Source organism: Halomonas cerina (genome assembly GCF_014192215.1).
In the GTDB taxonomy this organism is placed as follows: domain Bacteria; phylum Pseudomonadota; class Gammaproteobacteria; order Pseudomonadales; family Halomonadaceae; genus Halomonas; species Halomonas cerina.
In genome coordinates, this window is the sequence record NZ_JACHXP010000018.1 from 36,431 (window position 1) to 63,236 (window position 26,806).

A 26,806-nucleotide genomic window follows, 5' to 3' on the forward strand; every position below is an offset into this window, starting at 1 on the left:
CTTTGGTTTTCCGTCAGGTCACCGGTATAAGCATGGGTCTTACGCCAACCGGCATGTACTCACGGAAACGGATGCTCAGGTTCTTCCATTTGTGCGCGTTAAGCAGATAGCCGAACGCGCCCATGGCGTCACGGTTCGGCCCTTGCTCCAGGATGCGGCGATCGCTGCGCAACCGGAGCTGGCCGTAGCCGGGACGGCCAAAGACATGGGAAACGAACGACAAAGCAGCATCGCCGCCGAAGACGCAGCCGTGATGCGGCGGCAGCCGGTCGCCGTTACCGCGAAAATAGCTGAATTTCAGGCAACCGGCCTGGTTGTCATGGGCCTGCAGGCGGTGCACGAACAGCCCGCCTCGGCCGGTAATGCGCAATACCCGGGTGCGACCGAACAACGTCACTCCGGAGATTGTCGTGGGCGGCCCCCATTCGGCCTCCGGATCGCCGGTTGCCGCCTGTACGGCCAACCCCGGCGCCAAGTCGGCCACGCCGGCGCCGGCATCGACGATGCTGTCCGTAAGGGAGAGAACATAATTGTCGTCCAGGGCCAGCGTGCCGGCGATGCTACGCTTGAGATCGATTTCCGGCACCTGGTCGAAGGCGTCCCGCTCGGCGCCGGGTATGAAGCCGTAGTCGGCACCCAACGCCAACGCCCGCCGCATATCGCCACGGCTACCGTGCTCGGAGCCGTCCAGCACCAGACTGCCACCGGGGTCCAACGTCGTCTCGCCGATACTGAGCCGGTTGAGTGCGGCTCGCTCGATCAATGCGCTGTCATCGGGGAATACCGGGTCGCCCGCCTCGTCGACGCCTCGGTCCCAACTGACGTAGACCCCCTCCAGTCGCACTTCCAGGCGTTCCAGCAGATCCTGGGCGGCGGACCCGGTAATCTCGGCGGGGCGGAAACGCAGCGGCTTTTGTAGCCGGATCACTGGCCGCTGACCGTCGGCGGCTCGGATCCAGAGGGAATCGGCCAATGCCAAGGCGGCAGGACCGTCGGTGGTATCGCTGTCGGCGATGGCGGTGATATCCAGTTCGTAGGTCCGGCTATCCTGAATCTCGACGATGTACGGCCCCGGCTTGGTCGGCAGACCGGCTAGCGCCTTCTGTAGCGCCAGACCGTCCGGCTCGTCGTGGAAACGGATCTTGTTGACCTCGGGCGTGAGGGCCTGCCACTGGTCGGGAATGGTGCCCCGGCTGACCGGCTGGGCGCCGGTAGGCCCGGAAAAACCCTGAGTGACCGAGGCGCGCAGTCCCTCCACCAGGGCCTGGGCCTCGATTTTGCTGGGCACGCCCATAAGCACCCGGCCGTGCTCCGGATCGACCACCACCTCGTGCTCACCGATAGCCGGCGACAACCCGTCCTGCCAGGCGCACAGATTCGCGCCCCGCCGGGTCCAGTCGATCCCGGCCAAGGCGCTCTCCGGCACATGCAGCGTCAGCCCCACCGCCGCGCTGCCGGGGGCGTCCGGCACCGTGCCCGAATACGGGGCCACGCTCAGGTAGGCGTCCGGGTTGCCCGTGCGTGCGTCGTCGCTCAGCCGCGGCGCCGGCATGGGCCCGGGCACCTCGTCGGCCGTGGACAACTCCGGCGGCTCGGCGTCGGCGCGGTAGCGGTGAGTATTGAACAATGTCATGGGCTCGGCCAGCGGGTGGAGCTTGACCTGCACCAGGTGCACGGGCAAGCCCGAGTCCGCCGGCAGGACATGGATCAGGACACCGGGTTGGGAAACCGGCACCCGATAGTCCTCCAGCCGCCAGAGGAACACGCCCAGCGTCGGAAAGTTCTCCCGCGCCTGGCCGGTCTCCGGCGGCCGGATGTCGAGCAGGTGGGCGAAGGGATCGAAAGGCCCATCGAAAAAGCTCAGCCAGGCCGGATCGCGCAGGGTGATGGTGCCGTGGCGGACAGGGTCCATCAGGGGGGTGGAGGCCAGCGGTGGCCGACCGCCGACATCGGGGCGCTGGTGGTTGAGATGTTGATTCCAGGCCACGTTGCCGCGCAACTCCACGGCGTGGGCCGCCCAGCCGCTGAGCGCGTGGCTGAGCGACTCGATGGCGCCCAGGGTCCCCTTGCGGCGGCGATGGTGGACAGTGCGCGCCACGTCCGCCCGCAGCGTCCAGGGGTCGCCGGCGAGATGGGAACTGCCCAGCAGATCCGCGATATAGGGGATGACCCAGTCATCGCAGGTGTCGATAAACAGGTCGTGATACAGCGTCTCGATATTGTCCCTGACGCCGGCCAGCACCCCGTCCAGGGCGTCCATGTACGCCTCCAGCTGCCCGCGCGGCTGCTGTTCGGCGTCACGGATGTGGTAGATCTCCGGCAAGCGGTCGAAAAGGCGTTGGCGTGGTGTACTCATGAGTCACACTCCCCGGCGTCCGCATCACCGACAAAAGCCAGCCGAAGGTGGTCGCGGTAAAGGGTCAATACCCGGTCCCGGGGACAGGCCACTTTTGCCTGCAGGTGGTCGGGCGGCACCGGCAATTCCTCCGGATCGGTCTCCGGCGGCGTGCCCAAGGCGATGGGCTGGAAGGCATCGGCTCGCACCCAGCGCACCCCTTCCACCTGCTGGACGGCGGCGATCACCTGGCTGCGGTGCAGGTCCTCGCCGAACTGACGCTGCTCCAGGGCCAACAACCCCGTCTCATTGTCCGTACCGTCCACCACTGTGACACCCAGCGCTTCCAGCGCCGCCGTTTCCATGTCCTCCCGTCGACGCGCCGAGTCGAAGCCCACGGTCAGGCCGATGTGGAGGTATTGCCGCAGGCCGCGTACCACCACCACCGGATAACGGGCCGGCCCCCGGCAGCGGTTATAGGCGTTCAGGGTCTCCTGCACCGACTGGGTCTCCGCCGGCTCGCCGCCAGCAGTCAGCACCACGACCCGCACCTGGGGGCTGCTGCCGGGGGCGGCGTAGCGGGCCCGCACCTTCTCCACGCCGGGCAACGCCGCGGCCTCTACCTCGTAATCGGCCAGGGCCACCATCCGGCCCAGGCTCTGCATACGCGGCGGCGCGTTCTCCCGGGCCGACTCGGCGGATTCGGGCTCGCCCCCAACAACAACGGTGCCGGGCAAAAAAACCTCATCCAAGGGCTTGAGCTTGCCTACGGCGCTGGGAGTGGCGTCGGCTTCCAGGCGTCCCCGGGCGGCGATGCCGACCCGCCAGAGAGCGACCACGTTGCCCTGCCCCGACGGCAGGCGGGCGCCGGTCTTGCCGTCGCCGAACTGGATGTAGCTATCGCCCTCGTCATCGTGGCGCACCACATAGACCCGGTCCTTTGGCCCCTGACCGAACAGTACGGGGACTCGCTGCCAACGCACGCCGTCCACGTAGACCGTCAGCTCGGGTACTTCCGCCGGCGTGGCACTGGCGTCGATAAAGTGGGTTAGCGGGCCTTTGGGCAGCTTGAAGGTCTGGAAGCGCCGCCGGCCATCGCCACTGCCCAGCACCGCTTCGTCCTGGGTCATGCCCTGGTCCGCGGGCACCAGATTGCCGTAGACCATGACCCGCGGATCACGCTCATCGAAGTCCTCACGCGGGAATGGCGGTGCCGAATCCAGCGTGACCGGCCACATCCAGGGATTGACCGCGTCCCGGCCGGCCGAGTCGAAATCGTCCTTGCCGCTGACCACCGACAGTTGCTGTACGCGACCGTCGTCGTGGGCCAGCAGCAGATCGCGACCGGCCAAAGCGCGTGCTTGCTTATGGGTCCCGTAAAACTCGACCCGGGTATCGGGAAAGGCGCCGTCATGCCAGTCCGCCGGAGCACTCAACGTCAGCTCGGGGCTGACCGTTTCGTGGAAGCGCAGCTTGCGGATGTCGGCTTCTTCGTTATAGATCGACAAATTGGCGATCAACCGCTGATCCAATGCCACCACGGTCGTGGAACCACTGACACCGCCCCAGGTAAGCGTGTCGGAACGAATGGAGTCGATGTTGCGTACCACCGTGAACGGCACCGGGGTCGACTGGCCGTCGAAATGGGTAGTGCCCTCACAGATCAGCGGCGTGCCGGCGGCCAAATCGTCTACCTCCGCGTCCAATGGGATGTCCTGCCGCGCCAGTGTGGAATAGACGGTGTCGTCGCCGCTGGAATCGGTCTGCGCGATATAGCGGTCGAATTCCGTGGCCACCGCCGTATAGACGCCGTTGGCGTCCACCTCACCCACCGTATTCGGCGCGGTATGGCCGAAATGCCGGAAACTGCGATCGATTTTGTAGGCGCGCACCGCCGCACTGCCGTAGTCATTGATCAGGGCCCCTTCCAGGTGAACGATGATCCGATTCAGGATCTGTTCCGTCTCCTTGACGATGGCAATCTCTGCCCGTAGCTGAGGGGCCCCCGCGTCGTAACTGCCGCCGCCGCGATCCCACTGACTGGTATCCGGCACCAGCATCAGCCGATCCCCCGGGCTGAAGGACACTGCCTCGCGGCTGGCCATGTCGTCGACGCCGTCCACGGCGGTCAGCTCCAGGCGGGACAGAGCGGCATTCACGTCGGTGGCCGGTTTTCGCGGCCGATAGAGATGAAACTGGTTAAGCGCCGGGTGCGCCGAGACGACCTCGAGGCTTTCGAACTCGGCCGGGCTGTCGGCGTCGGCCAGTGGCGCCTTGAAACCGAAGCCCGCGGGGACGGTCACCGGCTTGTCACCCTCTATGGCCACGGCGAACACCGCCTCACCACCGACACCGGGCGCCGGGCGATAGCCGGTCAGCGCCACCAGATCGGTGATGCTCTCAGACCAATCGGCCGTGCGCAGATAGGCCTCGTTGGCGTATAGCTCCTGGTAGAAGGTGAGCACCTCGGCGACCTCGGCCGCCCCTTCCAACAGGGCGATGCCCGGATCGTCGGCGCCTCGGTGGGTCCAACCGCGCAACGCCGGGGCCTGGTTCAACGCCGCCAGCATCACCTCCCGGTAGCGGGCATAATCGCCGATCCGGTAACCGATGCGCTCCAGGCCCGGCCGATTATCGATGACCGCCGGGAACAGAGCCGGTTTCTCGCAGTCGTGCTTGCAACTCATTGCCGACCTCCCCGGATGTCGAAGGTGATGCGGCCGCGCTCCAGATGGCTCGGGTCGTTGGCGACCCGCAGGACCTCGAAGTCGTCCACCGGTAGGTGCTCGACCTCCGCCAGGGGCATGTCTTCGGGATCGATGATCACGGTCGGCCCCGAGCCGGCCCCGGCGTCTAGCCGCCGCAGGCTGGCGGTCAGGACCCGCTCCACGCCCTGAACCTCCAGGGCGGCGCCGATAAGCTGACTGGCGTGCAGTGGCTGGCCGAATGTCCAGCGGTCAGGATGGAAGAACGCTAATGAACCGTCCGGCAGGTAGCCATCGGAGAAGCGCATCTCCAGTTCCGCGGCCAGGTCCTCGATCCAGTACTGAGGGTGGGCGCAGAGATGCAACTGGATATCCAGCCCCACGTATTGCGCGCCCCGGATTTCCAGGTCCTCGCCGATCAAGCGCACGGCGTCCAGCTGCCGGTGGACCCGCCGGCGCAGGTCCTCGGTGAAGGTGTCCGTGCCGGCCGGGTCGATGGCCACGCGCACCGTCCGCCAGCTGCCGGTCCAGCCATAGCGGGCTTGGGCGTGAGAGACGTCTGCCAGCCCCACGGCCTGGTCCACGTAGTCCTCCAGGGTGACCGCCCGCAACTGGCGGGCGCGGTAGGCCTCCGGGGCCCGGCGGATGATTTCCTCCGCCGGCTCCGGGTCGCGGCCGTCGGTGACGTCGAAGGGATTGCGCAGGGACTGCAGCAACGCCAACGCCCCCGCGTCGAAACCGGTCAGGCTGTCCGGGCCCACATTGCCCTCGCTTCCCCGGCCGACCTGATAACGGCATTCCACGACTGCATCCTCGGGCAGCTCACGGCCGTTGCCGTTGGAACCGAAGCGCAGGCGGCTGGCGCCCAGTTCGTCGGTCTCGACCATGTAGTGGGCGTCGCCGCCGTCGCTCTCGATGAGGTCGATACGCTCGCCCCAGGCGGCGCCATCCACGCTGACTGCGGTCACCAGCATGCCGCCGTTGTCGATGGACAGCGTAGTCCTTGGGGGCACGTCGCCCCCCGGCTGGGTCGCGCGGTAGGCAAGCGGCCCGTTGGGCAACGTACACAGCGCCCCCCAAGGGGTGACTTCGTAGTAGGCCTCGTCCTCGTATTCGAACTGATTCGCCTTGGTGAAACCCAGCGCCTGCCCCGGCGGGCGGAACGTGGTGTTGTAGGGCCGGCCGTGGCTGGCCTGCAGCACATTGCCCCGGAACAGGCTCACGGTCTCGATGGGGGGCTGACCCGGGCAGTCCGTGACGAAACAATAACGCTGTTTAAGGGCGTCCTCTTCCCGCCAGAACACCCGCACGAACCAGACGCCGGCCACCGGGTCGGCCACCACCCGGGCGGCAGCATCGCCCTCGCGCAGCCGCAGCAGCTGCCGGGCCTGCTTATCGACACCGTTGACGGTGCCGGTCTCCGGATTGAGGGCTTGTTCAAGGATCAGGGCCTGTACGTGATCCGCTTGCAGCAGGTCGGCGAGTACCTGGGCATCCGCTTTCACTGCCGGGTTGAGCGGTGCCGGCAGGGCCAGATCGGCCTGGATCGCGCCGGTATCCAGGGCGATCACGGCCCCGTCCCAGGTATAAAGCTGCAATGGATTGAGTTCGGGATGACAGGGCTTGGCGTCCTGGGTGATGAACACCACCGAGCGGTCGTGGTCCCAGGCTTCTCCGCTCCAGACACCGAAGCGGGCCGGCACAGTCACATCGGCGCTGACTTCGGCCACCAGATACGTGCTGGCCTGATTGCCCTGGTGGATGTGGTAGTCCATGAGCCGGGCGTGACGGGCCAGGGAGACCCGCTTGCGGGCACGTCCCAGATAGGCCTCATTCATCACCCGGTCCTGATAGTCGGCCAGCTCGTCGCCGTCGGCGGCCAACAGGTCGATAATCACCTGGTCCAGGTCCGTCTCGCTGGTGGGCGCCCAGCCAGGCACCCGGTCGCGCATGGCGTTGATCAGGTTGTGTTTGAACGAATGAAAATCCCGGGCCAGGTAATCGATGTCCGGCTGCTCGCCGGGTGGCTCCGGCGCCTCCCAGTCGGGTGCGCAGTTGAGGTTGAAGCAGCCGGGCCGGAACTTGAACTCGACACTGGCCAACAGCGGGTCGATGACCGGCGAGCCGGCGTCCTCGTAGTAGGCCGTCAGGGTATAGGTGGAGTAATCGCCGATGGGCGCGACAGTCAGCTCCAGGGTGTCGCTGGTATGGGCTTGGACATCGGTGACGCGAACATTGCCCGGTTTGTCCCCGCCCTTCAGCCGGCTACCGCCGGTGATGGTGAACACCTCGTGGGGCGCCAGTATGTCGTTCTGGACGTCGGTGACGATGTCGGCGAGCTTGTTGGTGTTGAAAAACTCCAGGCGCAGCCTAGCCTCGACCGGTGCGCCCGCGGGAAGCAGGTCGACAAACACCAGACGCAGGCCGTTCAAGCCGCTACCGAGATTCTCGGCACGGTGGCGCAGGACTTCTGGGTCGATTCTGCGGTGGTTTTCCATTCCGATCTCGCTGTTCCTTTACAGTTGGTGCTCGAAGCGCAGGGCCTTTTCTTCCCCGCTGGCCAGCAACTTGTATTGCACGCCCACCCGTAGCGTGGCGCCGTCGTTCTCCACCTCCAGGGCCGTCAGTTCCAGGCGCGCGCTCAGCCAGTGGCTGATGGCCTGGCTGATGGTGGCTTTGGCCACGCCGGCGGTGACGTCACTGTTGTTCTCGAAGACCAGCCGGCGCACACCGCCACCGAAATCCGGTAGAAACGGGCGCTCGCCGGGGTTGGTCAACAGCAGCTGGATGAGCTCGCCTTTGACGTGCTCGTCCAGGCCGTCCGGCGTCCGTGTCCGGCCGTCGCCACCAATGCGGAACGGGAATGCCAGATGCCGTCCGCTCACGGGTGCAAGCCCTCGGTATCGACGGCCGTCACGGTGGCCGTGCCCTCGCTCGTCACCCGGTTGGTCGTGCCGCTGTCCTGGGTGACGTCGACATTGCTGGTCCCGGTCACATGGCCGCTGCTGGTGACGTTCGCTCCGGTCTGGGTGGTTTCCACGGCGATCTGGAAAGCCTCCTCGGCGTGGTCCCTGAAGTGGCGCACGACGCCCTGGGCAATGGCGGCCATCAACAGGCGCCGGTCCTGCCGTCCTTCCTCGGGCAAAGCAACACCTTTGACGGCCTGCCACTCCACTTCGAAGGCTTCCTCCATGGCCTTGGCCATGCTGTCGGCAAAATCGGCGACGGTTCCGGGTTTCAATGTCATGACTGCTATCCGCTCTTCACTTTCTTGGAAATCAACGTCGGCGGCGGTGGTGTCAGCGGCGGCACCGGCGGTGCCGGGGTCACCGGGAACACCCCCAGCGCCATTTCGCCGGGATGGGTGTGGCTCTGGTAGAGCTGCACGATCTGGTTGAGGTAGTTCATCAGCTCGTCGCCGAAGACCACCGGATGGGTGGCGTTTTCCACCAGCTCGATCTGCGGGGCTTCCACCACCGCCTTGGTGGCACCCTTGACGGTAATCTTGCCGCCCTGGACCTCGATGGTGAGGATGTTCTTGCCCTTCTCATCGCTGAGGCTGACGGTCTGGGCATCGTCGTCCATGCTCACCATCATCCCCTTCTCGCTGCGGATCACCTTGATCCCGGGTTTGGCCTGCTTGCCGTTTTCGTTCTTGGGCGTCTGGTTGCGCCCCCACCAGCCACCGTTCCAGATGGGCCGGGCCGGATCGCCGGCCTCGAACTCGATCCACACGCCCGCTTCCTTGGGCGGCAGGGTAAACTGACCCATGCCGTCACCGGCGAAAGGCGCACAGGGCAACGCCCAGGGACTGACCTCGTCGCCGAGCACCTCCGGCACCAGCGCCTTGATACGGCCCAGCTGTTTGTCGCCGTCATCCACCTCTTTGACGATGCCGCGGTACTTGCCGTAGAAGCGCCCGCGCACCTGCTCGGCCAGCTCCGCGACCAATCGCTCCACACCACCTTCCATCAGAAGATCCCTCCGGGAATGCTGCTGGCCCCACTGCCGGTGGCGTCGGCGCGGGCGTTGCGTCGCAGTACGAATTGTTGCCGGTAGCCGGAATCATCCAGATTGTGGGTCACCTGGCTGATGAGATAGGTCCCGCCTAGGTAGCCACCGGCCCCGGCCACGTTGACGGTCTGGTACGGGGCCATCACCCCGCCGTAGGTACCGGCCCGAACCTCGCCGTGGGCGGTATAGGCCCAGGCGGAATGATCTACGGCGGCCTGGGTGGCATTGCCCAGGTCGTCGTCCGTCTCCCGGGTCCGGGCTAACAGGGTACGGCCCGGTTCCACCAACTCATGGGCAGCCTTGTCGCCGAGGCTTTTAAGCACACTGTCTTCGGCTTCTTGGGTCCGCTGGCCCACATCCATGATCCCGACGCTGTCGGCGCGGGCCGTGGCCGGACGCAGGGCGTCGAAACGCGCACTGAACTGATTGCAGTTGCGCTGCGCTCCGACGATCAGGATCTCCGGCAGGTCAGGCTCACCGAGACTCGGCCGCTGGAACACGCCAACACCCGCCTTCCCGGCTGCGTCCCCCGGCCGCACATAAACCCACATACCGTGGCGTCGCGCCAGCTCGCGGAGGAGCGCCATAGGTGTGCCGCGTTGAACGATATAACGCCCCAGGTCCCCCGCTGGTTTATCGACGTTGTCCACGATTGAGAACAGGCCGCTATCGCTGAACAGATTAGAGGCGATATCGCTGGCGGCCATGTCCTCAAACACCTGGACGGTCTCATCCCGATTGAGTTTGACGCTGTCGTCGTGGACCACGAGCACCAGGTTGCTGCGATTGGGCGAGCCGGAGAGTTCGAAGCGCTGCCCCACCACGGGGCCGTCGATCAGGGGTACGAATTCACCCTCGCCCACCTGGGCCTCCACTCGAACGCGGGCGAGCGGCTGCGCGAAGGCTTCATCGATTCCCGACCAGTTGCCGTTATCGTCCAGGCCCACGGGCATATGAAGCTCCGCCTCCCAAGCCATGCCCATGGCCTGATCCACCCGCACCTGACTGAACAGATTCAGGGTCTGTTCCTCCGCAGGTTCGTCGTTGAGAAAAACACGAAATTCGGCGGCCATATCAGCGCTCCGGCACCTCGATATCCCGGTTGGCCTCACTCACAAGGCTTTTTGCCTCCAACTCGGTGTTGGCGTCGGCGATGTGCCAGTAGCGAGTGCCGTCGCGATAGAGGCGCTTACTCATGACATCGAGCTGATCGCCGTCGTGCACGGTCAATGACCGCCCATTGGTCGCCGGCAGACGGCGCAGCTTGGCCGCCCGGATCTCTTTGCCGTTGGGGTCCCGGCCGGTCACCGTCTCGATCCCGTAGTAGCGCGAATTCTTCGTAAACATGCCGTACCCTCTCCAATCGGTTAGAACGGGATAATGTCCACGGCCTCTTCAATGGCCTTGGTGAGGTTCAGCGCCGCTTGGGCGTCCTTGATGGTCTGGGTGTATTTCAGCGCGCCCTGGCCGACAACGTCGTCGGAACCCGCGGGGAAACTGGCCACCGCCAGACCGATCTGCACTTCCACCTGCACGGCGTTGAGCAAGGGGTCGAACTTCTGTTCGGTGATGGACATGGAGCGCACCTCCACCGGCAACACCCGGCTTGGCCCCCAAATGAACAGAATCCGGGGTAGTTGCTCCCGGGGGACCGTGCGTGTGGACGCTTTCCCGTCCCCGCCACTGTCCAGGGCATTGCCCACGGCATCCACGGCCGCGCCGATGGCACCGCTGATCAGGCCGCCCTCCGGATAGACCATCTTCTCCAGGGCGGCCAGTTGCGGACCGACGCCAAAAACCCGCGGGATGGCGGAACTGGCATCGTGTTCGCCTAAATCGTCGGCGGCGGAGAAATGCGCCGTGATGGAAAAGCTCTCTGTGGGCGGGCCGGGCGCCTGGGCGGGTTCCTGCTGACGCTCCTCGCCACTGGTGTCCGTGGACGAGCCGGGTATGTTTAGCGTCCGCGAGATCTGCTCCGGGTTGAACTGGAAGACGACCACATTGGGCAACGGCCCCAGTACGTCCGAGCCGTACTCCACCAACGCGCCCTTGAGATAAAAGCCCGCCATTAGTCCTGCCCTCCCTGCCGCAGGCTGGCCACCAGGCGCTGGGCGATGAGCCCACGCAAAGCCGCGGGATCGATCCGGCCCTGGACGTGGATCGCGCCCAAGGCCAGCTCGGCCTGGTCGGACAGCGGCAGATCCGCCGCCGAGAGCCCGCCGAGCCGACGCCGCAATTCCTCGTCCAGCCCCGTCATAGCGCTTTCCGCCACCTCAGCGCTGACGCCATGGAGGGAGATTTGCAGGCGCTCCAGTTGCAGGTCCACGTTGCTCATGCCACCTCCTGTTCCAGCAGCTCGCGGTAGCGGCCGAACTGTTCCGTGCCGGCGGCGCGGCCCAGTTTCTCCAGCTCCCGTTTGACCGCCACCAGTACCTCCGGCAATTCCACCCGCCGGGCGCTTGCGCCATGTCGGGCCGCCGCCTGGAGGCTGGCGTTGAGGGTCACGGAGCGGATGTGCCCGCCGGCGAAGGGGAATTGCCGGGCGAGATAACGGAAGTCCAGGCCGCTGGTATCCACCCTGGGTGGGAAGCTTTGCCGCCAGATGCGCTCACGCTCGGCCTCGCCGGGCATGGGGAACTCGACGATATAGCGCAGCCGGCGCATGAACGCCTCATCTAGATCCCGACGGCGATTGGTGGCCAGAACGGCCAGCCCTTTAAACCGCTCCATACGCTCCAGCAGATAGCTGATCTCGATATTGGCGAAGCGATCGTGGGCATCGCGGACGTCGGTGCGCTTCCCGAACAGGGCATCGCACTCGTCGAAGAACATCAGGCAGTCACTGGATTCGGCGGCGTCGAAGACCCGCTTGAGATTTTTCTCCGTCTCGCCCACGTATTTATTCACGATCTGGGACAGGTCCACCCGAAACATGGGCAGATCCAGCGCCCGCGCCAAGGCTTCCGCGGCCATGGTCTTGCCGGTGCCGGGCGGGCCAGCGAACATCACGGACAGACCGGCGTCGTTCCAGGCCTGCGCCGCGCCCCACTGGTAGTGAACCGCCGTCAACGCCCGCATGGCGGCGATGATCTCCCGGTACTGTTCCCACTGGGCATCGGGAAGCACCAGCTCTTCTTCGGCAAAACGGGGAGTCACCGGTTGGGCCAGTTCCCCCAGGAACAGAACAGCTTCCTGGCGACAGGCCTCAGCGAGTACGTTGCCATCCAACTCTCGACGGTACGCCAACCCCCGAATGGCCCGCCGGAAGGCCTTGGGCGCCAGCCGAAAGCGTCGGGCGCATTCATCCACGGCCTCGCCCAGCGCCGCTGCCCGATCGCCCAGGCCGTCCAGCAACAGGCCGCGACGTTGCTCGTAACCGGGAGTGGCTAACGTCAGGGCCGGTAACAGATGCCCCGAAGGGATATTCGCCAGTGGCTTGCGGTCTTCCGACGGGGCATAACAGCGCAGGGGCAAAGCCATCAGCCCGTTCACTGTCTGGCTGTCGAAACGCTGCTCCCAGCCCTCCGGCAGCAGCAGGTCGTGGCCCAACAGCCAACAAACGGTGGCGGCCGCGAACACGCTCTCTCCCGCCGGCATCGCCGTCTCGGCGAAGGTGGCCAGCGGGGCGTCCAGTTGGGCGGACACATTGGCCGCCGCCCGGTCAAAGTCGCTGTCCCGGGGACCGATCAGCGGAATCACCTGCAGGCCGCCGGGTGGCTGCGCCGCCAGACGATCGGCCAGCAGGGTCGTGTCGGTATCAAGCTCGGCGAATCCACCGGCCGGAACGGGCACGAGCCCGGCGGGCAGACCTTCGCTCTCCCCGCTCAGCACTCCGGCCACGGTGGCGTGAACCCGCAGCGGGCACTGCCAGTCGCTCAGGTCGTCGCCGGCCAGTCGCAGCACCCCGTGGCGCCGCAACGGATGCATGGGGTCGGCGACGGCGGTCACGGCCAGCGGCTCTTCCCAAAGGCGCTGGGCCAGGGCCAGGGTCGGCCATGGCCGGCTCAGGTCGTTCATACAAGCGCTGATCACCGGTCCCACGGCGGCATCCAGACGTCCCAACATCGCCAGGGCCAGAACGAAACGGTCGGCCTCCGGCAATGCCAGGCCCCTGACCAACTCAGTGAAACCGCCCCGGGGCGCCCCTGCCGGATCCGGCTCGTCGTTATCCAGGCAGTCGGTGAGATAACGCGCGGTGGCGTCTTGTTGGAAAAACACCCGTTTCTGGCCGTCGTAGCGCACCAGGTCCAACCCCTCCGCCGCCGGGTCGGTGACCGGCGGCAGTGTGCCCGAGCCGGTCTCCTCCCGCCCGCTGCGCTGGAACCAGCACCAGCAGATCTCCCGACGCAACCGCAGGCTGGCCTGCCCGAGCCAATGGGCCAGCAACGGATCTGCCGGTTGCAGCTCCGGCGTAATCCGGGCCGCCGGATGCAGTGGATCTGCTGTCGCGCTCATGACCAATCCACCTCCGGGCTGTTGACCGCTTGCTCGCCGTTGACACGCAGCAGAATCCGATAGGGCCCGGCGGGCAGCGCTTGTTCCGCGGAAACCGAGACCGTGAGGTTCGTCTGCGCGGTCGTGCCGGTGCCCTCCACCATCGTTGCCACGCCGTCGGCGCCGTAGAACGCGACGAAAATTTCGTCGTCAGGCCCACCCAACAGACGCCCGGTGATAGTCAGATCGCCACTGAGCTCGCCGCCGCCCTCGGGGGTGAGCGGCGTGACCGGACTGGCATCGGTCACGGTGGGTAAGAGATGACCCAGCACGGCATTGCTGTGCATGCGCCGTCCGCCCGGCAGGGTTCGAACGGCAGTGATGGTGTGACTGCCCGCTGACAGGCCCGGGGCCAGCGGTAATGTCGTGCGCAAGCGACCGGCGGGCGCGGCGGTGATACCGAAGCAGGTATTGCCCAGGCAGATCTCATCCATCTCGCCGGTGAGGTCCTGGCCCAATACTTCGAAGGCGTCACCGGCCGCGAAGACCTCCGGCTCCACGCTCGTGAGCACGGGTCCCAAGGTCGGTAACACGGTCGGCCCGTTATCATCGGCACCGATAGAGGTCACCAGCGGGGCATAGCCCGGGGGCTCCATGGAGAAGACCATCACCGGTCGCACCTGGAACGGTACCGATAACCGGTACTTCTCGTCGGTGCCCTGCATCAGCTTGGACAGGAGTTCCGAGTCGCCGGTGTCGAAGCTCAGTTTCAAGGGCTCCGGGTTGTCCACCAAGGCCACCTCGGTGGCCGGGGGCTGCAAGTAGTTCAGCTCCTGTAGGGCCAGCATGCCCTCGCCCAGCAGTTCATGGGCCAGCGTAGAATCGCTCTCCTTGCCGTCGTCATAGGCGGTCAGCAAATACCGCAGCACCAGCCACAACGGCACTGACTGGCCCTCGTCCAGCGGCTCGTTGCGCAGGTGGCTGTCCAAGTCCACTTGGTAGAGGAAGAGATTGAACTTGGGTCCGGCGGTGTTCTTGGCCGCCTCCGGTCGGCCCACGTCCACGGAACCGACAGACGTACGCGCGGCAAGCTGGCTCTTGAGCAACTCCCCGACGCGTCCCACGGCTCTGCGGCTATCACTGAGCGACATGGCGGCCTACCATCCCTTCAGGTAATGTCTGTGCAGCTCGACACCGGCGGACGCCCACCCGCTTTCCGCGGGACGTGCCGACTTGGGCGGCTTCGCCGGCTGATGTACGTCCACCACCACCCGGCCGATATGGACCGCCACGCTATCTCGCCGCGTGGCTGGTTGATCGGGTTGGCGGTCGCGTCCTTGAGCCGATACGCCATCCTGCGGCGGACTGGCGTGGCGGCGACGCCGTCCGGTCTCAGCCTCGTCCGGTCCGACCGGCTCCCCCCATGTCTGCGCACGCTCCAGTACCGGTTCAGGTGGCTGTCGGTGCTTCACCGACGATGGCTCCGCTTCAGCCCGCTGGGGACGTGGCCGTTGTCGCAGGGCCGACTCCGGGCCCACGGCGACAGTTTCCACCTGTACGGACGACAGCGGACGTTGTTCGGGCAACGGTGGAGAGCGCCGAAGTGCCGTGCGTTCAGCCTCCGGCGCTGAGCGGAGTTGCTGCGGACGGTTTTCCCGGGCCTGGATTTTGATCTTGTGAGGCAGCGGTCGATGCGGTTCGGCGACATTGGCAGGCGTCGCCGGCACGAGCCGGTGGATGACCAGAGGCGGCGCCTGCTCCGCCTCTGAAACCCGTGAACTCGCGGAAGGGGCAGGCTCGTTGCGGGGGGCTGTCAAGACACTCCGTCGCGCTTCCGGCGCCGCGGATGCGGCCATCGAGGGCGCTGGGGCTTTCACCGTTACACTGGGCGGCGCTGCCGATGGTGGTGGTGCGGCCCGTTCCAGGTGCTGTTCCATAGTCGGCGTGCGCAGCGCCCGTCCCGGGCCGTGCAGGAGACCGCTACGGCGGGCCAGTTGTTGGAAGTAACGGTTCACCAGCTTTCCTCCCCATCCACACGCCGCAAATAAGCGTGACGGCGTTCGGCCGGTAGGCTCATGATTTCCGCCTCGCTCCAGTGATAGGTGCTGGCAATGGCGTGAACCTGATCGAACAGGTGCGCCTGTCGATGGCGCAGCCGCTCCAGCACGTAGCCCTCCAGGTCCAGGGCCACGGTGGTGGCCTGTCCACACTCGATGCAGTCCGTCTCCAGCGCCAGGTCGGTGAGCGGGTCCGCCTCAGCCAGGGCGGCGCTCAAGGCTTCAAGCCAATCCGGTTCCGGCCGCCATGACGGCGCCGGTGGTGCCTCGTTTACGGTTTCCACCAGCGTGGCCACCAAGTCCGACCACTCCGGGAGCTGGAACGACCAGTGCTCGAGCCAACCCAACTGATCGGTGCCGGTAGGCACACGCAGTCGGACCACTTGGCCGTCGCGGGTCTCGAAGTCGATGGTGGCCGGAGCCTCCAGGCAGCAAAAATCCGCCAGGTCCAGCTCCAGGTCCAAGCCCTCGCCGCAATCGGCGTTACCGCAACGCGCCTCCACCACTTGGTGGCGGTCCAGGCTGGCGGCCGTCACGCCGAGCAGGCCCTGAAGCCGGCGAGTGAGATTCCACGACCATAGCGTCTCACTGCTCAGTGTCTGGCCGTCGCCGTCCCGCAGGTACTGGCCCAACAGACGAGTCACCACCCAAGGCCGTGCGTCGCTGTCCAGGGACAGGAATAGGTCGGCGGGTGCTTCCCCGTAAGGCAATGCCCAGACGGGGTTGCCGCCACAGAACCAGTGCAGAGCAGGCGTTGCGCTCATGGTCGGTTACCCCTCGGGCTCAGGCGGATTCGTCGGGCTCAGTGGTGTCTGGGTCGCGTTCCCAGCCCTCGAGTTCGATCTTCATGGACTCAATGGCCACTGCATTGGCGTTGGCATCCAGATCCGGCACGGCGGTGAACTCGCTGATCCAGCAGGCGTGGAGGAAATAGCGTTTGGCTACCTGACCGCGCTCGTTCATCACCTCCAACGTCAGCTCCTTTTTGTAGCCCGCCAAGTCCATCATGGCGTCGCCTTCGAAGGTATGAACCTTGTTGGCCCAAGCCTCGAACTCCTTGTCGTGGGTAATACCGCGTTCGACGGTGATTCCTTCGTAGCTGGTGCGGCCCGGCGACTTGTGGTCGATGCTGTTCTCACCACCGCTGCGGTGGGTGACCACTTCGGTGGTTCGCTTCAGGGAACTGACCTTGCTCACACCCATAACGGGCTGGTTGTCCCAAAGCACACGGAACTTGTAATTCTTGTATGGATCGGTGCGATGGGCGTTGACCACGAATCCATTTGGCATTGCTCTGCTCCTTTAAAGCTCACCGGCCATCTGTTGGATCTTGATCACCACGAACTCTGCGGGCTTCACCGGCGCGAAGCCCACCTCGACGTTGACGATGCCCTTGTTGCGATCATTCTGGGTGGTGGTGTCTTTATCGCACTTCACGTAGAAGGCCGCTTTGGGGTCGGTGCCCTGGAAGGCGCCCTGACGGAACAGGCCCATCATGTAAGCGTTGATGTTGAGCCGGATGTTGGACCACAGCCGCTCGTCATTGGGCTCGAACACTGCCCAGCGGGTACCGCGATAGAGGGTCTCCTCGATCATCAGGGCCAGCCGACGGATGGGGATGTACTTCCACTCGCTGCCGAAGTCATCGTCGCCGTCCAGGGTCCGGGATCCCCAGTTGACCGTGCCGTTGGGGAAGATGCGGATGCAATTCACGCCCTTTTTGTTGAGCACGCCGTTTTCACGGTCGGTGAGTGCCACGGTCAAGCCGACGATGCCGCGAACCCCCGACTCGATACCCGCCGGCGCCTTCCAGACACCCCGATTGGCATCGGTTCGCGCCATCAATCCGGCGATGGCCCCAATCGGGCCGATGGACTGGACGCTGCCATTGACATTGTGGCGCAGGCGCGGATAAAACACGGCGGCATGGTCCTTGACGATGTTCGCGCGCAGAGCGTTGATCAGCGAGGTGTCTTGCACCACTTCCGGGCGACCGGTGCTGGCGTTGGTCCAGGTGGGTGGCGGGTCCACTAACAGGAAAGCGCGGTGATTGAGGCAATACACGCTGGCCTCGCCCCAGATGCTTTCCCAGTTGGCTTGTGCGACCTCTTCGTCGCCGGGGAGAATCATCAGGTTGAACAGGTCCACGGCATCCAGCGCGTGGAAGCCAGTCTGGTCGGCCTTGCTGCCGGTGTAATCGGACAGGTTGGGCGGATTGCCGTCGTCGTCCGCCCCCAGGGTGCCGGCACCGTCCTGGAAGGGGCTGGTCCCGGCGTTGCCCGGGGCGTAGCGCCGCACGTTGGTGGTGAAGTTGCCGCCGATGTCCGTTCCTCCGCCGCCCGCGTTGCCGGTAGTGACCGACACGGTGGCGTTCATGGTGCCCTCGATGGGCAACAGGGCCAGTCGGTAGCCCCAGACCTCGGCACTCGCCGGCACGTTGGGGGCGTCATTGATCGCCTTGGCGAGGATATGAAGCTTTTCCCGCACGCCGTCGTTGTTGCCGGTCAGGGTGGTAGCGAAATTGTCCTGGTGCCAGCGGTCCGAGGCGCCGGTGGTCTCCAGCACATTATTGCCGCCGCCGTCCAAGAGACTGATGTCCACGCCGGCGACGGAGATCTGATTGAAGGCGTCCTGTTGCAGTTCGGCGAGGGTGTTAGCATCGGCGGTATAGAGCGTGGCCGTGGGCGCCGGACGCAATGAACCGGCCTTCACGGCTTCGATACCGCCTTGGTCGAGCCCCAGCATCAGTGGGCCGGCAAGGTCATGGTCGGCGGCCCGGCGGATGTGCACGCTGGATTGGGCGCCGGAGTTAGTGGTGATGCGCAGCACCGCCACCGGATTGGCTGCCGGGCCGTAGACGGTCTCGAACGCGCAGGCGACGGTCACACCGGCGGGCAACTGGGTATTGATCCGATTCTGCAGTTCCGTGGCCACGGCACCACGGTTGCCGGTCAGGGCCGTCCAGGTGGGGTCGACGCGCAGGTCCACCGCCACGTACGGCCCGCCGTTGACGCTGATGTCGAATTTCGCGCGTCGTTCATCGAACGGCCGGGCCGGAGTGTCGTCTTCCGGGTGAATGAGGTCGTTCAGTGTCTCCCGGAAGGTGGTAAGCGAGCCGTCCAGGGGTCGCCGGCTTTCGCTGTAACCCGCCGGGGCACCGCTTAAGGCCGTGTTGATATTGAAGCCACTGGCCAAGGCCAAGTCGATCAGTTCCGAACTCTCGGTAACAAAGTCCGGTGCATAGCGTGGCGCATCCGGGTCCATGGTCAGATTGATGAAGGCCTCATCAGCTACCGAGTCGCCCTCTTCGTCCAACTGCACTATGGACAGGTTAAAGGTCTCCTCCGTCGAGGGTGTGTTATAGCTGACCTCCAGGCGCAGGTTATTGCCCCACAAGCCCGCATACTTGGCACTGGCCGAGAGCACATTGGTATTGGCCAGATTCTGAAGCGTCACATCCGCCGTGCTGGGATTGTGTGCCAGGCGGATGACGTAACAGTCTGTACCGCCATTGGTAAAAAAGTGCTGGACGCTGTGGGCCAGGTCGCTTTTCGGGTGGGGCTTCCCGAACTCGCGCTCATAATCAGCCATGCTGAGCAGCCGCGTGGCCCTATTGATGGGTCCCTTGCTGGCCCGGCCAAAGAACGCCGCGATGGACGTGGAGACGCTCGTGATGGTTCGCACCCCACTGGGAATTTCCTGAATATAAACACCCGGATAAGTTGGCTGTACCATGGTCCCTACATCCTTCCTTTGGTCTGAGTGTTGGCGTATGCCGGGCGTGCCCGTCGAGGCTATTCCTCGCCCTGGCTGTGCGAGGTGCCCGCCGTCCGCCGAGCCCGGTAGACCGCCACACCGGTGGCATTGGGGGTGCGCTCGACCTGGCCTTGTTCCTCCAGGCGATGCAGCGCCTCCTTTACCCGGTCGACAGCGATCCGATACCGCTGTCGTTGCAACCACCACTGCGCGATACCATCCACGCTGTCGGCAGCCTCAGGATGTTCGCGGAGGTAAGCCGCAATATCCCGCGCGAGCTCATCTACGGACTGGGGCTGGTCGGACACGCGCTGCACCTCTCCTGTCACCTGCCACTGACTAAGCAGGTTCCGTGCCACCTCGGATAGATTTCGCAAGTGCTTGTTTATATTTGATTTATTTTGCAGTCTTTGAGAGATGTGGTGGGTATAGGGTGACCCGGTTTCTCAACAGGTCTTGGCGCCTGCGTCGGGATAGGCGGAATCAAGGTGCGTTTGAGCGGATTTGACCCAGGCGGGTTATTTGTGACCCAGTTGGGTTATCGAGGCTATAGGAATCCTGCAAGGAGCGGAGAGACGGGTTCCCGGCTTCCACCCCCATCCTTCTGGCGGATCCCGGATCGAGTCCCGGAACGATGGCTACCACCTCCCTAGAGGAAACCTCCCGTCCGCACCGGCTCTGCGACTCTTCATTGGAATTTGGAATGAGGATCTTGTGTCTTGGCCCTAAGGGTTAGGGCCAACCAATCCCATGCTTCTTCAATAATTTACCCAACGCTCGTCGCTCTTTGCCGGCCTGGCGCGCGGCGGCGCTGACATTGCCATCGGCTTCGGTGTAAACCCATTGCAAGTAACGGCGTTCGAATTCAGCCACGGCGGCGGCCTTTTCCTGTTGGAACGACCCTGAGAATTGGAACGACCCTGAGAAGTTGGCATCGATCATCGACCGGGGCCGCGGCGGTTCCGATGCCAGATCGCCGAGCACGTCAGCGGGTGTGATGGCGAGTTGCTCTGTCAGAACGAAAGCCCGATGAAGGCGGTTTTCCAGTTCGCGAATATTGCCCGGCCAACGGTATCGCTGCAGCGTCGGTATGGTACCGGCTGCCAGGTACTTGTCCGGCTGCTCATATTTGATCCGAAACAGCCGAAGAAAGTGCTCGGCAAGGACGGCCACATCATCGCGCCGCTCACGTAAGGGCGGCAGGTTCAACGACAGCACATCCAACCGATAGAGGAGATCCGACCGGAATCGGCCCTCTCCAGCCAACGCCGCCAGATCGGCATTGCAGGCGGCGATTACCCGGACGTCGGCGGTGTGAGACCGGCTGGCGCCCAAGGGCCGGTAGCTGCCGTCTTCCAAAAAACGTAACAGCGTTGCCTGAACATGGGGCGTCAAGGCCTGAATCTCGTCCAGAAAGAGCGTGCCGCCGACCGCCTCAGCAACCATGCCGGCCTGCTGGCCGGCGGCATCGGTGTAGGCGCCGCGCTCATGGCCGAAGAGTTCGTTCTCACTGAGGTGATCCGGCAAGGCCCCGCAATTAACCGCCACGAAAGGTCCATCCCGCCGGCTGCTGTTGTAGTGGATGCCTCTCGCTGCCAGTTCCTTGCCCGTCCCGGTCTCCCCGTTTACAAGAACGGGCGCATCGCATCGCGAGAGCTTATGGATATGGCGCACGGCCCGGCGCAGTGGCTCCGAGACACCGACGATGTTCAGGTTTACCAATTCGTCGCCCGGATCCAGGTAGGACGCACCGGCGGCCCCGCCGACCTTCATGGACACCCGATCCAGTCGATACCGGAGCTCCTTGTCACTGCAAGGCCAGCCGACAAAGTCATTACAGCGATTGATCAGCGACACGTCCCAGGTCGTGGCGCCGCAGGGAAATAACACTAGCCCTGGCATCAGAGGAAAGCGGTCGAGCAGCCGGATCAGTTCCTGATCACGGGTCTGGTCGGGAGGCACCAGCACCAGCAGCACATTCGGATCGGCCTCATACAATGTCTCGGGGGGCACCGGCCCCTGTCCCGTATCCCAGCCGAGGCGATGCAATGCTTTACAGACCGCCCCTTGGCGGGCGTCATCATTGGATGCCACGACCAAGGCCGTACAAGCTTCCTCATGAATTCGGGCCATGGATATCCCTTATCCGTCGCTGCTGCAAGTAGAACGGTTGTCCGCGTTAACGGATCTGTCAAGTGAGCGGTTCTTGGTTGGAGTTAGAAGTGAGGTATGAGGAGGGGGCAGGCTTCGTTGGTCGGAAGCTGATAGGGTTTGGCATGAGTCAATGGTCGGCCAGTACTACAATCGTAGCCATATTGCGATACACTTTATCCTACTGGATTATAAGGGTTTTATTGATGAAGTATGCAATCGCCAGAGACCATCATGTCATCCCTCTTCGGTGACCTGGCCCATCGACTTGGCCCACGCGGCGAGGGCACGGTCTATTCTCGAGTGCGCAGGCGGTACCATCCGCTGTTCGAGTGCCGGGCCTGTCGCCGCCAGACTTCGCTGATCGCCAGTCGCCAAACATCAAGTTAATGACGCATCAGGTCAACTCCTCGTGCCGACCAGCCACCACACTAGGCAGGTCTTGACGACTGACCCGAAGCGGAGACCTGAACCATGAACCGCAACATCATCCTGACCTGCGCCGTCACCGGCGCCGGCGACACCGCCGGCAAGAACCCCAACGTCCCGGTGACCCCCAAGCAGATCGCTGATAATTGCATCGAGGCCGCCCGTGCCGGCGCCAGCGTCGCCCATATCCATGTGCGCGACCCAGAGACCGGCGACATCAGCCACTCCACCGAGCACTTCCGCGAGGTGATGGAGCGCGTCCGCGAGGCCGACGTCGACATCGTGATGAACATCACCGCCGGCGGCGGCGGCGACTGGATCCCCGACGCCGAGGAGCCCACCCGCGGCGGTCCGGGCACCGACATCCAGACCCCGGCCCAGCGCCATGAACCCGTGGGCGCGCTGCTCCCGGAGCTCTGTACCCTGGACTGCGGCAGCCTCAACTTCGGCGACATGGTCTACGTGAACCCCGCCGACTGGCTACGCGAGCACGCCCGCCTGGTGCAGGCCGCCGGCGTCAAGCCCGAGCTCGAGTGCTTCGACCTGGGCCATGTGTGGTTTGCCCGCCAGCTGCAGCAGGAAGGCCTGCTCGACGGCGACCCGCTCTTCCAGCTGTGCCTGGGCATTCCCTGGGGCGCCGAGGCGGACACCGAGTCCATGCTGGCGATGCGCAACAGGCTGCCGGAGAACGCCAACTGGGCGGCCTTCGGCATCGGCCGCCAGCAGATGCCCATGGTCGCCCAGGCGATGCTGCTCGGCGGCCACGCCCGGGTCGGCCTGGAGGACAACCTCTACCTGGAGAAGGGCGTGCTGGCCACCAACGGCGGGCTGGTCGAGAAGGCCTCCACCCTCATCGAGAACCTCGGTGGCCGCGTCATGACCCCCGCCGAGACCCGCGCGCATCTCGCGCTGCGCGACCCGAACACCGACCATATCGTCGAGAAAGCGCTCGAGACAGCCGCGGGAGGTGAGGCATGAGCCGTCAACTGAGCGTCATCGGCACCGGCGTCATCGGCAACGGCTGGATCGCCCGGGCCCTGGCCCGGGGCTGGGACGTGGTCGCCTTCGACCCGGCCCCCCAAGCGGCCGAACGCACCCGCGCCTTCGTCGACAATGCCTGGCCGTCCCTCGAGAAACTCGGCCTGACCGAGGGCGCCAGTCCCGCGCGGCTGACCTTCGTGGACCGCCTCGAGGAGGCGGTGGCAGGCGCCGATCTGATCCAGGAGAACGTCCCCGAGCGCCTTCCGCTCAAGCGCGAGATCCTCGCCGCCATCGACGCCGCGGCCGCCCCCGGTGCGATCATCGGCTCCTCCACCTCGGGCTTCAAGCCCAGCGACCTGCAGCGCGACTGCACCTGGGTCCCGGGACGGGTGATCGTCGCCCACCCCTTCAACCCGGTCTACCTGCTGCCGCTGGTGGAGCTGGTGGGCGGCGAGGCCACCCAGGCCCACCATGTCACCCGTGCCCAGGCGCTCTACCAGGACCTGGCCATGCGCCCGCTGGTGGTGCGCCGCGAGATCGAGGGCCATATCGCCGACCGGCTGATGGAGGCGCTGTGGCGCGAGGCGTTGCATCTGGTCAATGACGGCGTGGCCACCACCGAAGAGGTGGACGCCGCCGTGGTCTACGGCTGCGGGCTGCGCTGGTCGCTGATGGGCACCTTCCTGACCTTCCACCTGGCCGGCGGCGAGCCGGGCATGCGCCATATGCTCGAGCAGTTTGGACCGGCCCTGAAGCTGCCCTGGACCAAGCTCGAGGCCCCCGAGCTCACCGATGAGTTGATCGACAAGGTCGTGGAGGGCTGCGAGCACCAGGCCGCCGGCCGCCCGGTAGCCGAGCTCGACCGTCGCCGCGATGATTTCCTGGTCGAGCTGCTCGACCTGGTGCAGAAGTACTGGCCCGAGGCCGAGGGCCTGGAGGGACGCATCTGATGGCACTGCTCGAGACCCGCGTCGCCCCGCAGTGGGTCGACTACAACGGCCACATGAACGACGCCGAATATGCCCGGGTATTCTCCCTAGGCGTGGAGGCGCTGATGGATCGCATCGGCCTCGATGAGGCCGGCCGGCGACGCCACGGCTACACCATCTTCACCCTGGAGACCCACCTCTGCTATCGCCGCGAGGCCCACGAGGACCAGCCGCTGGCGGTCGAGGTGACGGTGCTGGACCGCGACGCCAAGCGATTGCACGTGTTCTTCACTCTCCTCGACGCGGAAGGCGGCCTGCTGGCCACCAGCGAGCAGATGCTGATGGGCATCGACAGCGAGGCCGGTCGCCCGGCGCCCTTCCCGGAGGATGTGGCTGAGGCCATCGCCGCGCTGCCGACCGCCGCCGCGGAGGCCTGGCCGGAACTGGCCGGTCGCCGCATCGGTCTGCCGCCGACCCGGCGCTGATTCCACTCCATCGAAACAGCCCGCCCGGTTCCCTCACCGGGCGGACGGGGATCGCCGGCCCCTCGTCCGGCCCCAGAGGAGATGGCTTATCGCTACTTCAACTCCCCCCACGCCTCCCGAGGCCCCAGGATCCGGCTCAGCGCCGGGCCTTGAGACCTCGACGGACTACCTGGTGACCGAACTGGCCCAGGGCGGCCTCTTCCAGGGCATGCACAAGGGCATGACCCTCACCGCCGCCGGTCTGGTGCTGGCCTTCGTGCTCTTCACTGGCCTCGGTCCGGAACTGGCCGGCAGCGTCTTCGGCGCCGCACGCGGCTGGATCGAGAGCACCTTCAGCGGCTATTACCTGGTCACCGTCATGGTGCTGATGGTGGTCTGCGCCTTCATCGTCGTCAGCCGCTTCGACGGGGTGCGCCTGGGGGCCGACGACAGTCGCCCCGAGTTCAGTAACTTCGCCTGGTTCTCGATGCTGTTCTCCGCCGGCATCGGCATCGGCATCCTGTTCTTCGGTGTCGCCGAGCCCATCTTCTACCTCGATGACACCGGCGCCTTCGGCTATCCGAACAATCCCCATGCCGACATGGCCGGCGCCACCGCCATCGGTCACGAGCGGGCCATCGACGCCCTGCGCGTCTCGGTCTTCCACTGGGGCCTGCATGGCTGGGCCGTCTACGTGATCGTCGGGATGTCGCTGGCCCACTTCGCCTACCGCAAGGGGCTGCCGCTGGCGCTGAGGTCGGCCCTGTATCCCTTTATCGGCGAGCGCATCTACGGTCCCATCGGTCACGCCTTCGACATCCTCGGCGTGCTGGGTTGCGTGTTCGGTGTGGCCACCTCGTTGGGGCTCGGCGTCAGCCAGATGGCCGTGGGCCTGGAGCGCCTGGTGGGTATCGGCGCGGGCCTGGATACCCAGCTGACGCTGATCGCCGTGATCTCGGTGGTCTCCATCCTCTCGGTGGTCTCCGGGGTCAAGCGCGGTATCAAGGTGATCTCCGAGCTCAACATCTGGATCTCGGCGCTGGTGGTCGGCGCCTTCCTGCTGGGCGGCCCGACCCTGTGGCTGGTGCAGGCCTTCGGCGAGACCCTGCTCGACTACGCCGCCAACTTCATCCCCATGGGCCTGTGGTTCGCCGAGACGCCGGAGCGGGTCGAATGGCAACAGGGCTGGACCATCTTCTACTGGGGCTGGTGGCTGGCCTGGGCCCCCTTCGTGGGACTCTTCATCGCCTGCATCTCCAAGGGGCGCACCCTGCGCGAGTTCGTGCTCGGCGTGCTGCTGGTGCCGACCCTGATCATCTTCGTGTCGGCGGCAACGCTCTCTACCAGGAGCTGATCGCCGCCGCCCTGCCGCTGAGCGGGGTGATCCTGGTGATGACCGCCGGGGTGCTGCTCTCGCTGGTGCGCGAGTCTCGTCAGACCAAGCGTATCCCCCAGCGAGCCTGACGGCCCGACGAATGCCAGGCGCCCGAGGCCTGACACTCGCCCTTGGCGTGGCGTCGCGACATCATCGCCCGGAGAAAAGGCTTGGAAAGCGACGCCCTCGCCCTTGCTCAGCCGCCGCGCACCTGCCGCGGCGACTGCCCGAAGTGGGCCCGAAACGCCCGGGAGAAGCTCGAACTCGAGGCGAACCCGCAGGCCAGCCCCACCGACAGGATGTCCCGGTCGGTCTCGGCCAGCAGGTGCCAGGCACGGTCGAGCCGCAGCCCCAGGTACCACTGACGAGGGCTGGTGCCCAGCTCCTGGTCGAACAGGCGCTGCAGCTGGCGGGGCGAGACATCGCCGCGGTCGGCGATCTCGGCCAGGGACAAGGGTGCCTCCAGATGCTGCTCCATCAGCGCCACGGCCGTTACCAGGGGACGCTGGTGGGTCCCCAGGCGTCGCGCCAACGTCATGCGCTGCTGGTCACGGCGGGTGCGGATGCGCTCATGGATCAGCTGCTCGGACACCTCGATCGCAAGGCGCGTGCCATGCCGTCGCGCGATGACGTCCAGCGCCATGTCCATGGCCGCCGCGCCCCCGGCGCAGGAGAAGCGGCGCTGGCCCAGCTCGAACAGCTCGTCGGAGGTCTCGATGCCCGGAAAGCGCTCCTGGAATGCCGGCAGGCTCTCCCAGTGCAGGGTGACCCGCTCTCCGTCCAGCAACCCCGCCGCGGCGAGCAGATAGCAGCCGGTGTCCAATCCGCCCAGCACGCAGCCGGCCTGATCCAGGCGGTGCAGCCAGCGCCTCAGGCCACGACTCAGGTAAGCATCGGGATCGAAGCCACTGCACACGGCCAGCGACGGTAACTGATGCACGTCGTCACTGGCCTGGTCGACGAGCAGGGTCATGCCATTGGAGGCGGTCACCGGCTCGCCATCCTCACTGATCAGCCTCCAGTCGAACAGTGGCCGGCCGCTGAGGCGATTGGCGATACGCAACGGCTCGATGGCCGAGAAGAAGGCCGCCATCGAGAAGCGCGGCAACAGCAGGAAGCCGACGAGCTCGGGAAGGGGGCCGGAATAGTCGATTCGCATGGCTGTTGAGGACCGCG

General features: G+C 65.5%; 22 protein-coding genes. 4 read left to right on the forward strand and 18 right to left on the reverse strand.

Translation table 11 applies throughout. From position 1 onward, the window contains the following. Nucleotides 1–13 precede the first annotated feature (13 nt). From FHR94_RS15550 to FHR94_RS15630, 17 genes are all read right to left on the reverse strand, one after another. Complete coding sequence (locus FHR94_RS15550) at nt 14–2,356, reverse strand: hypothetical protein (RefSeq protein ID WP_183326936.1); 2,343 nt, start codon at nt 2,354–2,356, stop codon at nt 14–16. After that, nucleotides 2,353–5,022 carry a baseplate J/gp47 family protein gene (locus FHR94_RS15555; RefSeq protein WP_183326938.1) on the reverse strand — a complete coding sequence of 890 codons (2,670 nt, stop codon included), beginning with the start codon at nt 5,020–5,022 and terminating at the stop codon, nt 2,353–2,355. Before FHR94_RS15555 ends, FHR94_RS15550 begins: the two co-directional genes overlap by 4 nt. Further along, a complete protein-coding gene (locus FHR94_RS15560) occupies nt 5,019–7,538 on the reverse strand; it encodes a baseplate J/gp47 family protein (protein ID WP_183326940.1) in 2,520 nt (839 codons plus the stop codon). The genes FHR94_RS15555 and FHR94_RS15560 overlap by 4 nt, the downstream gene beginning before the upstream one ends. Nucleotides 7,539–7,556: 18 nt before the next feature. Beyond that, a complete protein-coding gene (locus FHR94_RS15565) occupies nt 7,557–7,925 on the reverse strand; it encodes a GPW/gp25 family protein (protein WP_183326942.1) in 369 nt (122 codons plus the stop codon). Beyond that, nucleotides 7,922–8,287 (reverse strand): hypothetical protein, encoded by a 366-nt coding sequence (locus FHR94_RS15570; RefSeq protein ID WP_183326944.1) that lies wholly within the window; start codon nt 8,285–8,287, stop codon nt 7,922–7,924. The genes FHR94_RS15565 and FHR94_RS15570 overlap by 4 nt, the downstream gene beginning before the upstream one ends. Before the next feature lie 5 nt (nt 8,288–8,292). Next, a complete protein-coding gene (locus tag FHR94_RS15575; protein ID WP_183326946.1) occupies nt 8,293–9,012 on the reverse strand; it encodes a phage baseplate assembly protein V in 720 nt (239 codons plus the stop codon). Beyond that, entirely contained in the window at nt 9,012–10,127 is a 1,116-nt protein-coding gene (locus FHR94_RS15580; protein WP_183326948.1) for a hypothetical protein, read from the reverse strand. The genes FHR94_RS15575 and FHR94_RS15580 overlap by 1 nt, the downstream gene beginning before the upstream one ends. A gap of 1 nt (nt 10,128) precedes the next feature. After that, nucleotides 10,129–10,401 carry a hypothetical protein gene (locus FHR94_RS15585; RefSeq protein ID WP_183326950.1) on the reverse strand — a complete coding sequence of 91 codons (273 nt, stop codon included), beginning with the start codon at nt 10,399–10,401 and terminating at the stop codon, nt 10,129–10,131. A 20-nt stretch (nt 10,402–10,421) separates the two neighbouring features. Then, nucleotides 10,422–11,123: a hypothetical protein gene (locus tag FHR94_RS15590; protein WP_183326952.1), complete on the reverse strand. Its 702-nt coding sequence runs from the start codon at nt 11,121–11,123 to the stop codon at nt 10,422–10,424. After that, nucleotides 11,123–11,389: a hypothetical protein gene (locus FHR94_RS15595; protein ID WP_183326954.1), complete on the reverse strand. Its 267-nt coding sequence runs from the start codon at nt 11,387–11,389 to the stop codon at nt 11,123–11,125. The genes FHR94_RS15590 and FHR94_RS15595 overlap by 1 nt, the downstream gene beginning before the upstream one ends. Further along, nucleotides 11,386–13,509: an AAA family ATPase gene (locus FHR94_RS15600; protein ID WP_183326956.1), complete on the reverse strand. Its 2,124-nt coding sequence runs from the start codon at nt 13,507–13,509 to the stop codon at nt 11,386–11,388. The genes FHR94_RS15595 and FHR94_RS15600 overlap by 4 nt, the downstream gene beginning before the upstream one ends. Continuing rightward, entirely contained in the window at nt 13,506–14,639 is a 1,134-nt protein-coding gene (locus FHR94_RS15605; RefSeq protein ID WP_183326958.1) for a Pvc16 family protein, read from the reverse strand. The genes FHR94_RS15600 and FHR94_RS15605 overlap by 4 nt, the downstream gene beginning before the upstream one ends. 860 nt (nt 14,640–15,499) lie before the next feature. Next, a complete protein-coding gene (locus tag FHR94_RS15610; protein ID WP_183326960.1) occupies nt 15,500–16,309 on the reverse strand; it encodes a hypothetical protein in 810 nt (269 codons plus the stop codon). Between the two features lie 19 nt (nt 16,310–16,328). Continuing rightward, nucleotides 16,329–16,835 carry a phage tail protein gene (locus tag FHR94_RS15615; RefSeq protein WP_183326963.1) on the reverse strand — a complete coding sequence of 169 codons (507 nt, stop codon included), beginning with the start codon at nt 16,833–16,835 and terminating at the stop codon, nt 16,329–16,331. A gap of 12 nt (nt 16,836–16,847) precedes the next feature. Further along, a complete protein-coding gene (locus tag FHR94_RS15620; RefSeq protein WP_183326965.1) occupies nt 16,848–19,136 on the reverse strand; it encodes a phage tail sheath family protein in 2,289 nt (762 codons plus the stop codon). A gap of 203 nt (nt 19,137–19,339) precedes the next feature. Continuing rightward, complete coding sequence (locus FHR94_RS15625; RefSeq protein WP_183326967.1) at nt 19,340–19,609, reverse strand: hypothetical protein; 270 nt, start codon at nt 19,607–19,609, stop codon at nt 19,340–19,342. Between the two features lie 424 nt (nt 19,610–20,033). Beyond that, nucleotides 20,034–21,434 carry a sigma-54 interaction domain-containing protein gene (locus FHR94_RS15630; protein ID WP_221188505.1) on the reverse strand — a complete coding sequence of 467 codons (1,401 nt, stop codon included), beginning with the start codon at nt 21,432–21,434 and terminating at the stop codon, nt 20,034–20,036. 492 nt (nt 21,435–21,926) lie between these two features. On the opposite strand from FHR94_RS15630, the gene FHR94_RS15635 reads away from it, so the two are divergent. From FHR94_RS15635 to FHR94_RS15650, 4 genes are all read left to right on the forward strand, one after another. After that, nucleotides 21,927–22,859 carry a beta-keto acid cleavage family enzyme gene (locus tag FHR94_RS15635; protein ID WP_183326969.1) on the forward strand — a complete coding sequence of 311 codons (933 nt, stop codon included), beginning with the start codon at nt 21,927–21,929 and terminating at the stop codon, nt 22,857–22,859. Next, entirely contained in the window at nt 22,856–23,812 is a 957-nt protein-coding gene (locus FHR94_RS15640) for an L-carnitine dehydrogenase (RefSeq protein WP_183326971.1), read from the forward strand. Before FHR94_RS15635 ends, FHR94_RS15640 begins: the two co-directional genes overlap by 4 nt. Next, a complete protein-coding gene (locus FHR94_RS15645; RefSeq protein WP_183326973.1) occupies nt 23,812–24,276 on the forward strand; it encodes a thioesterase family protein in 465 nt (154 codons plus the stop codon). Before FHR94_RS15640 ends, FHR94_RS15645 begins: the two co-directional genes overlap by 1 nt. A gap of 172 nt (nt 24,277–24,448) precedes the next feature. Next, nucleotides 24,449–25,609 carry a BCCT family transporter gene (locus tag FHR94_RS15650; protein WP_343064675.1) on the forward strand — a complete coding sequence of 387 codons (1,161 nt, stop codon included), beginning with the start codon at nt 24,449–24,451 and terminating at the stop codon, nt 25,607–25,609. 217 nt (nt 25,610–25,826) lie between these two features. On the opposite strand, the gene FHR94_RS15655 is transcribed toward FHR94_RS15650, so the two are convergent. Continuing rightward, a complete protein-coding gene (locus FHR94_RS15655; RefSeq protein WP_183326975.1) occupies nt 25,827–26,789 on the reverse strand; it encodes a GlxA family transcriptional regulator in 963 nt (320 codons plus the stop codon). Nucleotides 26,790–26,806: the final 17 nt, after the last annotated feature.

Bases quoted from the DNA above. Each gene is read 5' to 3' on its own strand.
- FHR94_RS15555 (WP_183326938.1), bottom strand. From the start codon at position 5,022: ATGAGTTGCAAGCACGACTGCGAGAAACCGGCTCTGTTCCCGGCGGTC.
- FHR94_RS15600 (WP_183326956.1), bottom strand. From the start codon at position 13,509: ATGAGCGCGACAGCAGATCCACTGCATCCGGCGGCCCGGATTACGCCG.
- FHR94_RS15570 (WP_183326944.1), bottom strand. From the start codon at position 8,287: ATGACATTGAAACCCGGAACCGTCGCCGATTTTGCCGACAGCATGGCC.
- FHR94_RS15575 (WP_183326946.1), bottom strand. From the start codon at position 9,012: ATGGAAGGTGGTGTGGAGCGATTGGTCGCGGAGCTGGCCGAGCAGGTG.
- FHR94_RS15590 (WP_183326952.1), bottom strand. From the start codon at position 11,123: ATGGCGGGCTTTTATCTCAAGGGCGCGTTGGTGGAGTACGGCTCGGAC.
- FHR94_RS15655 (WP_183326975.1), bottom strand. From the start codon at position 26,789: ATGCGAATCGACTATTCCGGCCCCCTTCCCGAGCTCGTCGGCTTCCTG.
- FHR94_RS15550 (WP_183326936.1), bottom strand. From the start codon at position 2,356: ATGAGTACACCACGCCAACGCCTTTTCGACCGCTTGCCGGAGATCTAC.
- FHR94_RS15630 (WP_221188505.1), bottom strand. From the start codon at position 21,434: ATGGCCCGAATTCATGAGGAAGCTTGTACGGCCTTGGTCGTGGCATCC.
- FHR94_RS15560 (WP_183326940.1), bottom strand. From the start codon at position 7,538: ATGGAAAACCACCGCAGAATCGACCCAGAAGTCCTGCGCCACCGTGCC.
- FHR94_RS15620 (WP_183326965.1), bottom strand. From the start codon at position 19,136: ATGGCTGATTATGAGCGCGAGTTCGGGAAGCCCCACCCGAAAAGCGAC.
- FHR94_RS15605 (WP_183326958.1), bottom strand. From the start codon at position 14,639: ATGTCGCTCAGTGATAGCCGCAGAGCCGTGGGACGCGTCGGGGAGTTG.
- FHR94_RS15640 (WP_183326971.1), top strand. From the start codon at position 22,856: ATGAGCCGTCAACTGAGCGTCATCGGCACCGGCGTCATCGGCAACGGC.
- FHR94_RS15635 (WP_183326969.1), top strand. From the start codon at position 21,927: ATGAACCGCAACATCATCCTGACCTGCGCCGTCACCGGCGCCGGCGAC.
- FHR94_RS15580 (WP_183326948.1), bottom strand. From the start codon at position 10,127: ATGGCCGCCGAATTTCGTGTTTTTCTCAACGACGAACCTGCGGAGGAA.
- FHR94_RS15585 (WP_183326950.1), bottom strand. From the start codon at position 10,401: ATGTTTACGAAGAATTCGCGCTACTACGGGATCGAGACGGTGACCGGC.
- FHR94_RS15595 (WP_183326954.1), bottom strand. From the start codon at position 11,389: ATGAGCAACGTGGACCTGCAACTGGAGCGCCTGCAAATCTCCCTCCAT.
- FHR94_RS15610 (WP_183326960.1), bottom strand. From the start codon at position 16,309: ATGAGCGCAACGCCTGCTCTGCACTGGTTCTGTGGCGGCAACCCCGTC.
- FHR94_RS15615 (WP_183326963.1), bottom strand. From the start codon at position 16,835: ATGCCAAATGGATTCGTGGTCAACGCCCATCGCACCGATCCATACAAG.
- FHR94_RS15645 (WP_183326973.1), top strand. From the start codon at position 23,812: ATGGCACTGCTCGAGACCCGCGTCGCCCCGCAGTGGGTCGACTACAAC.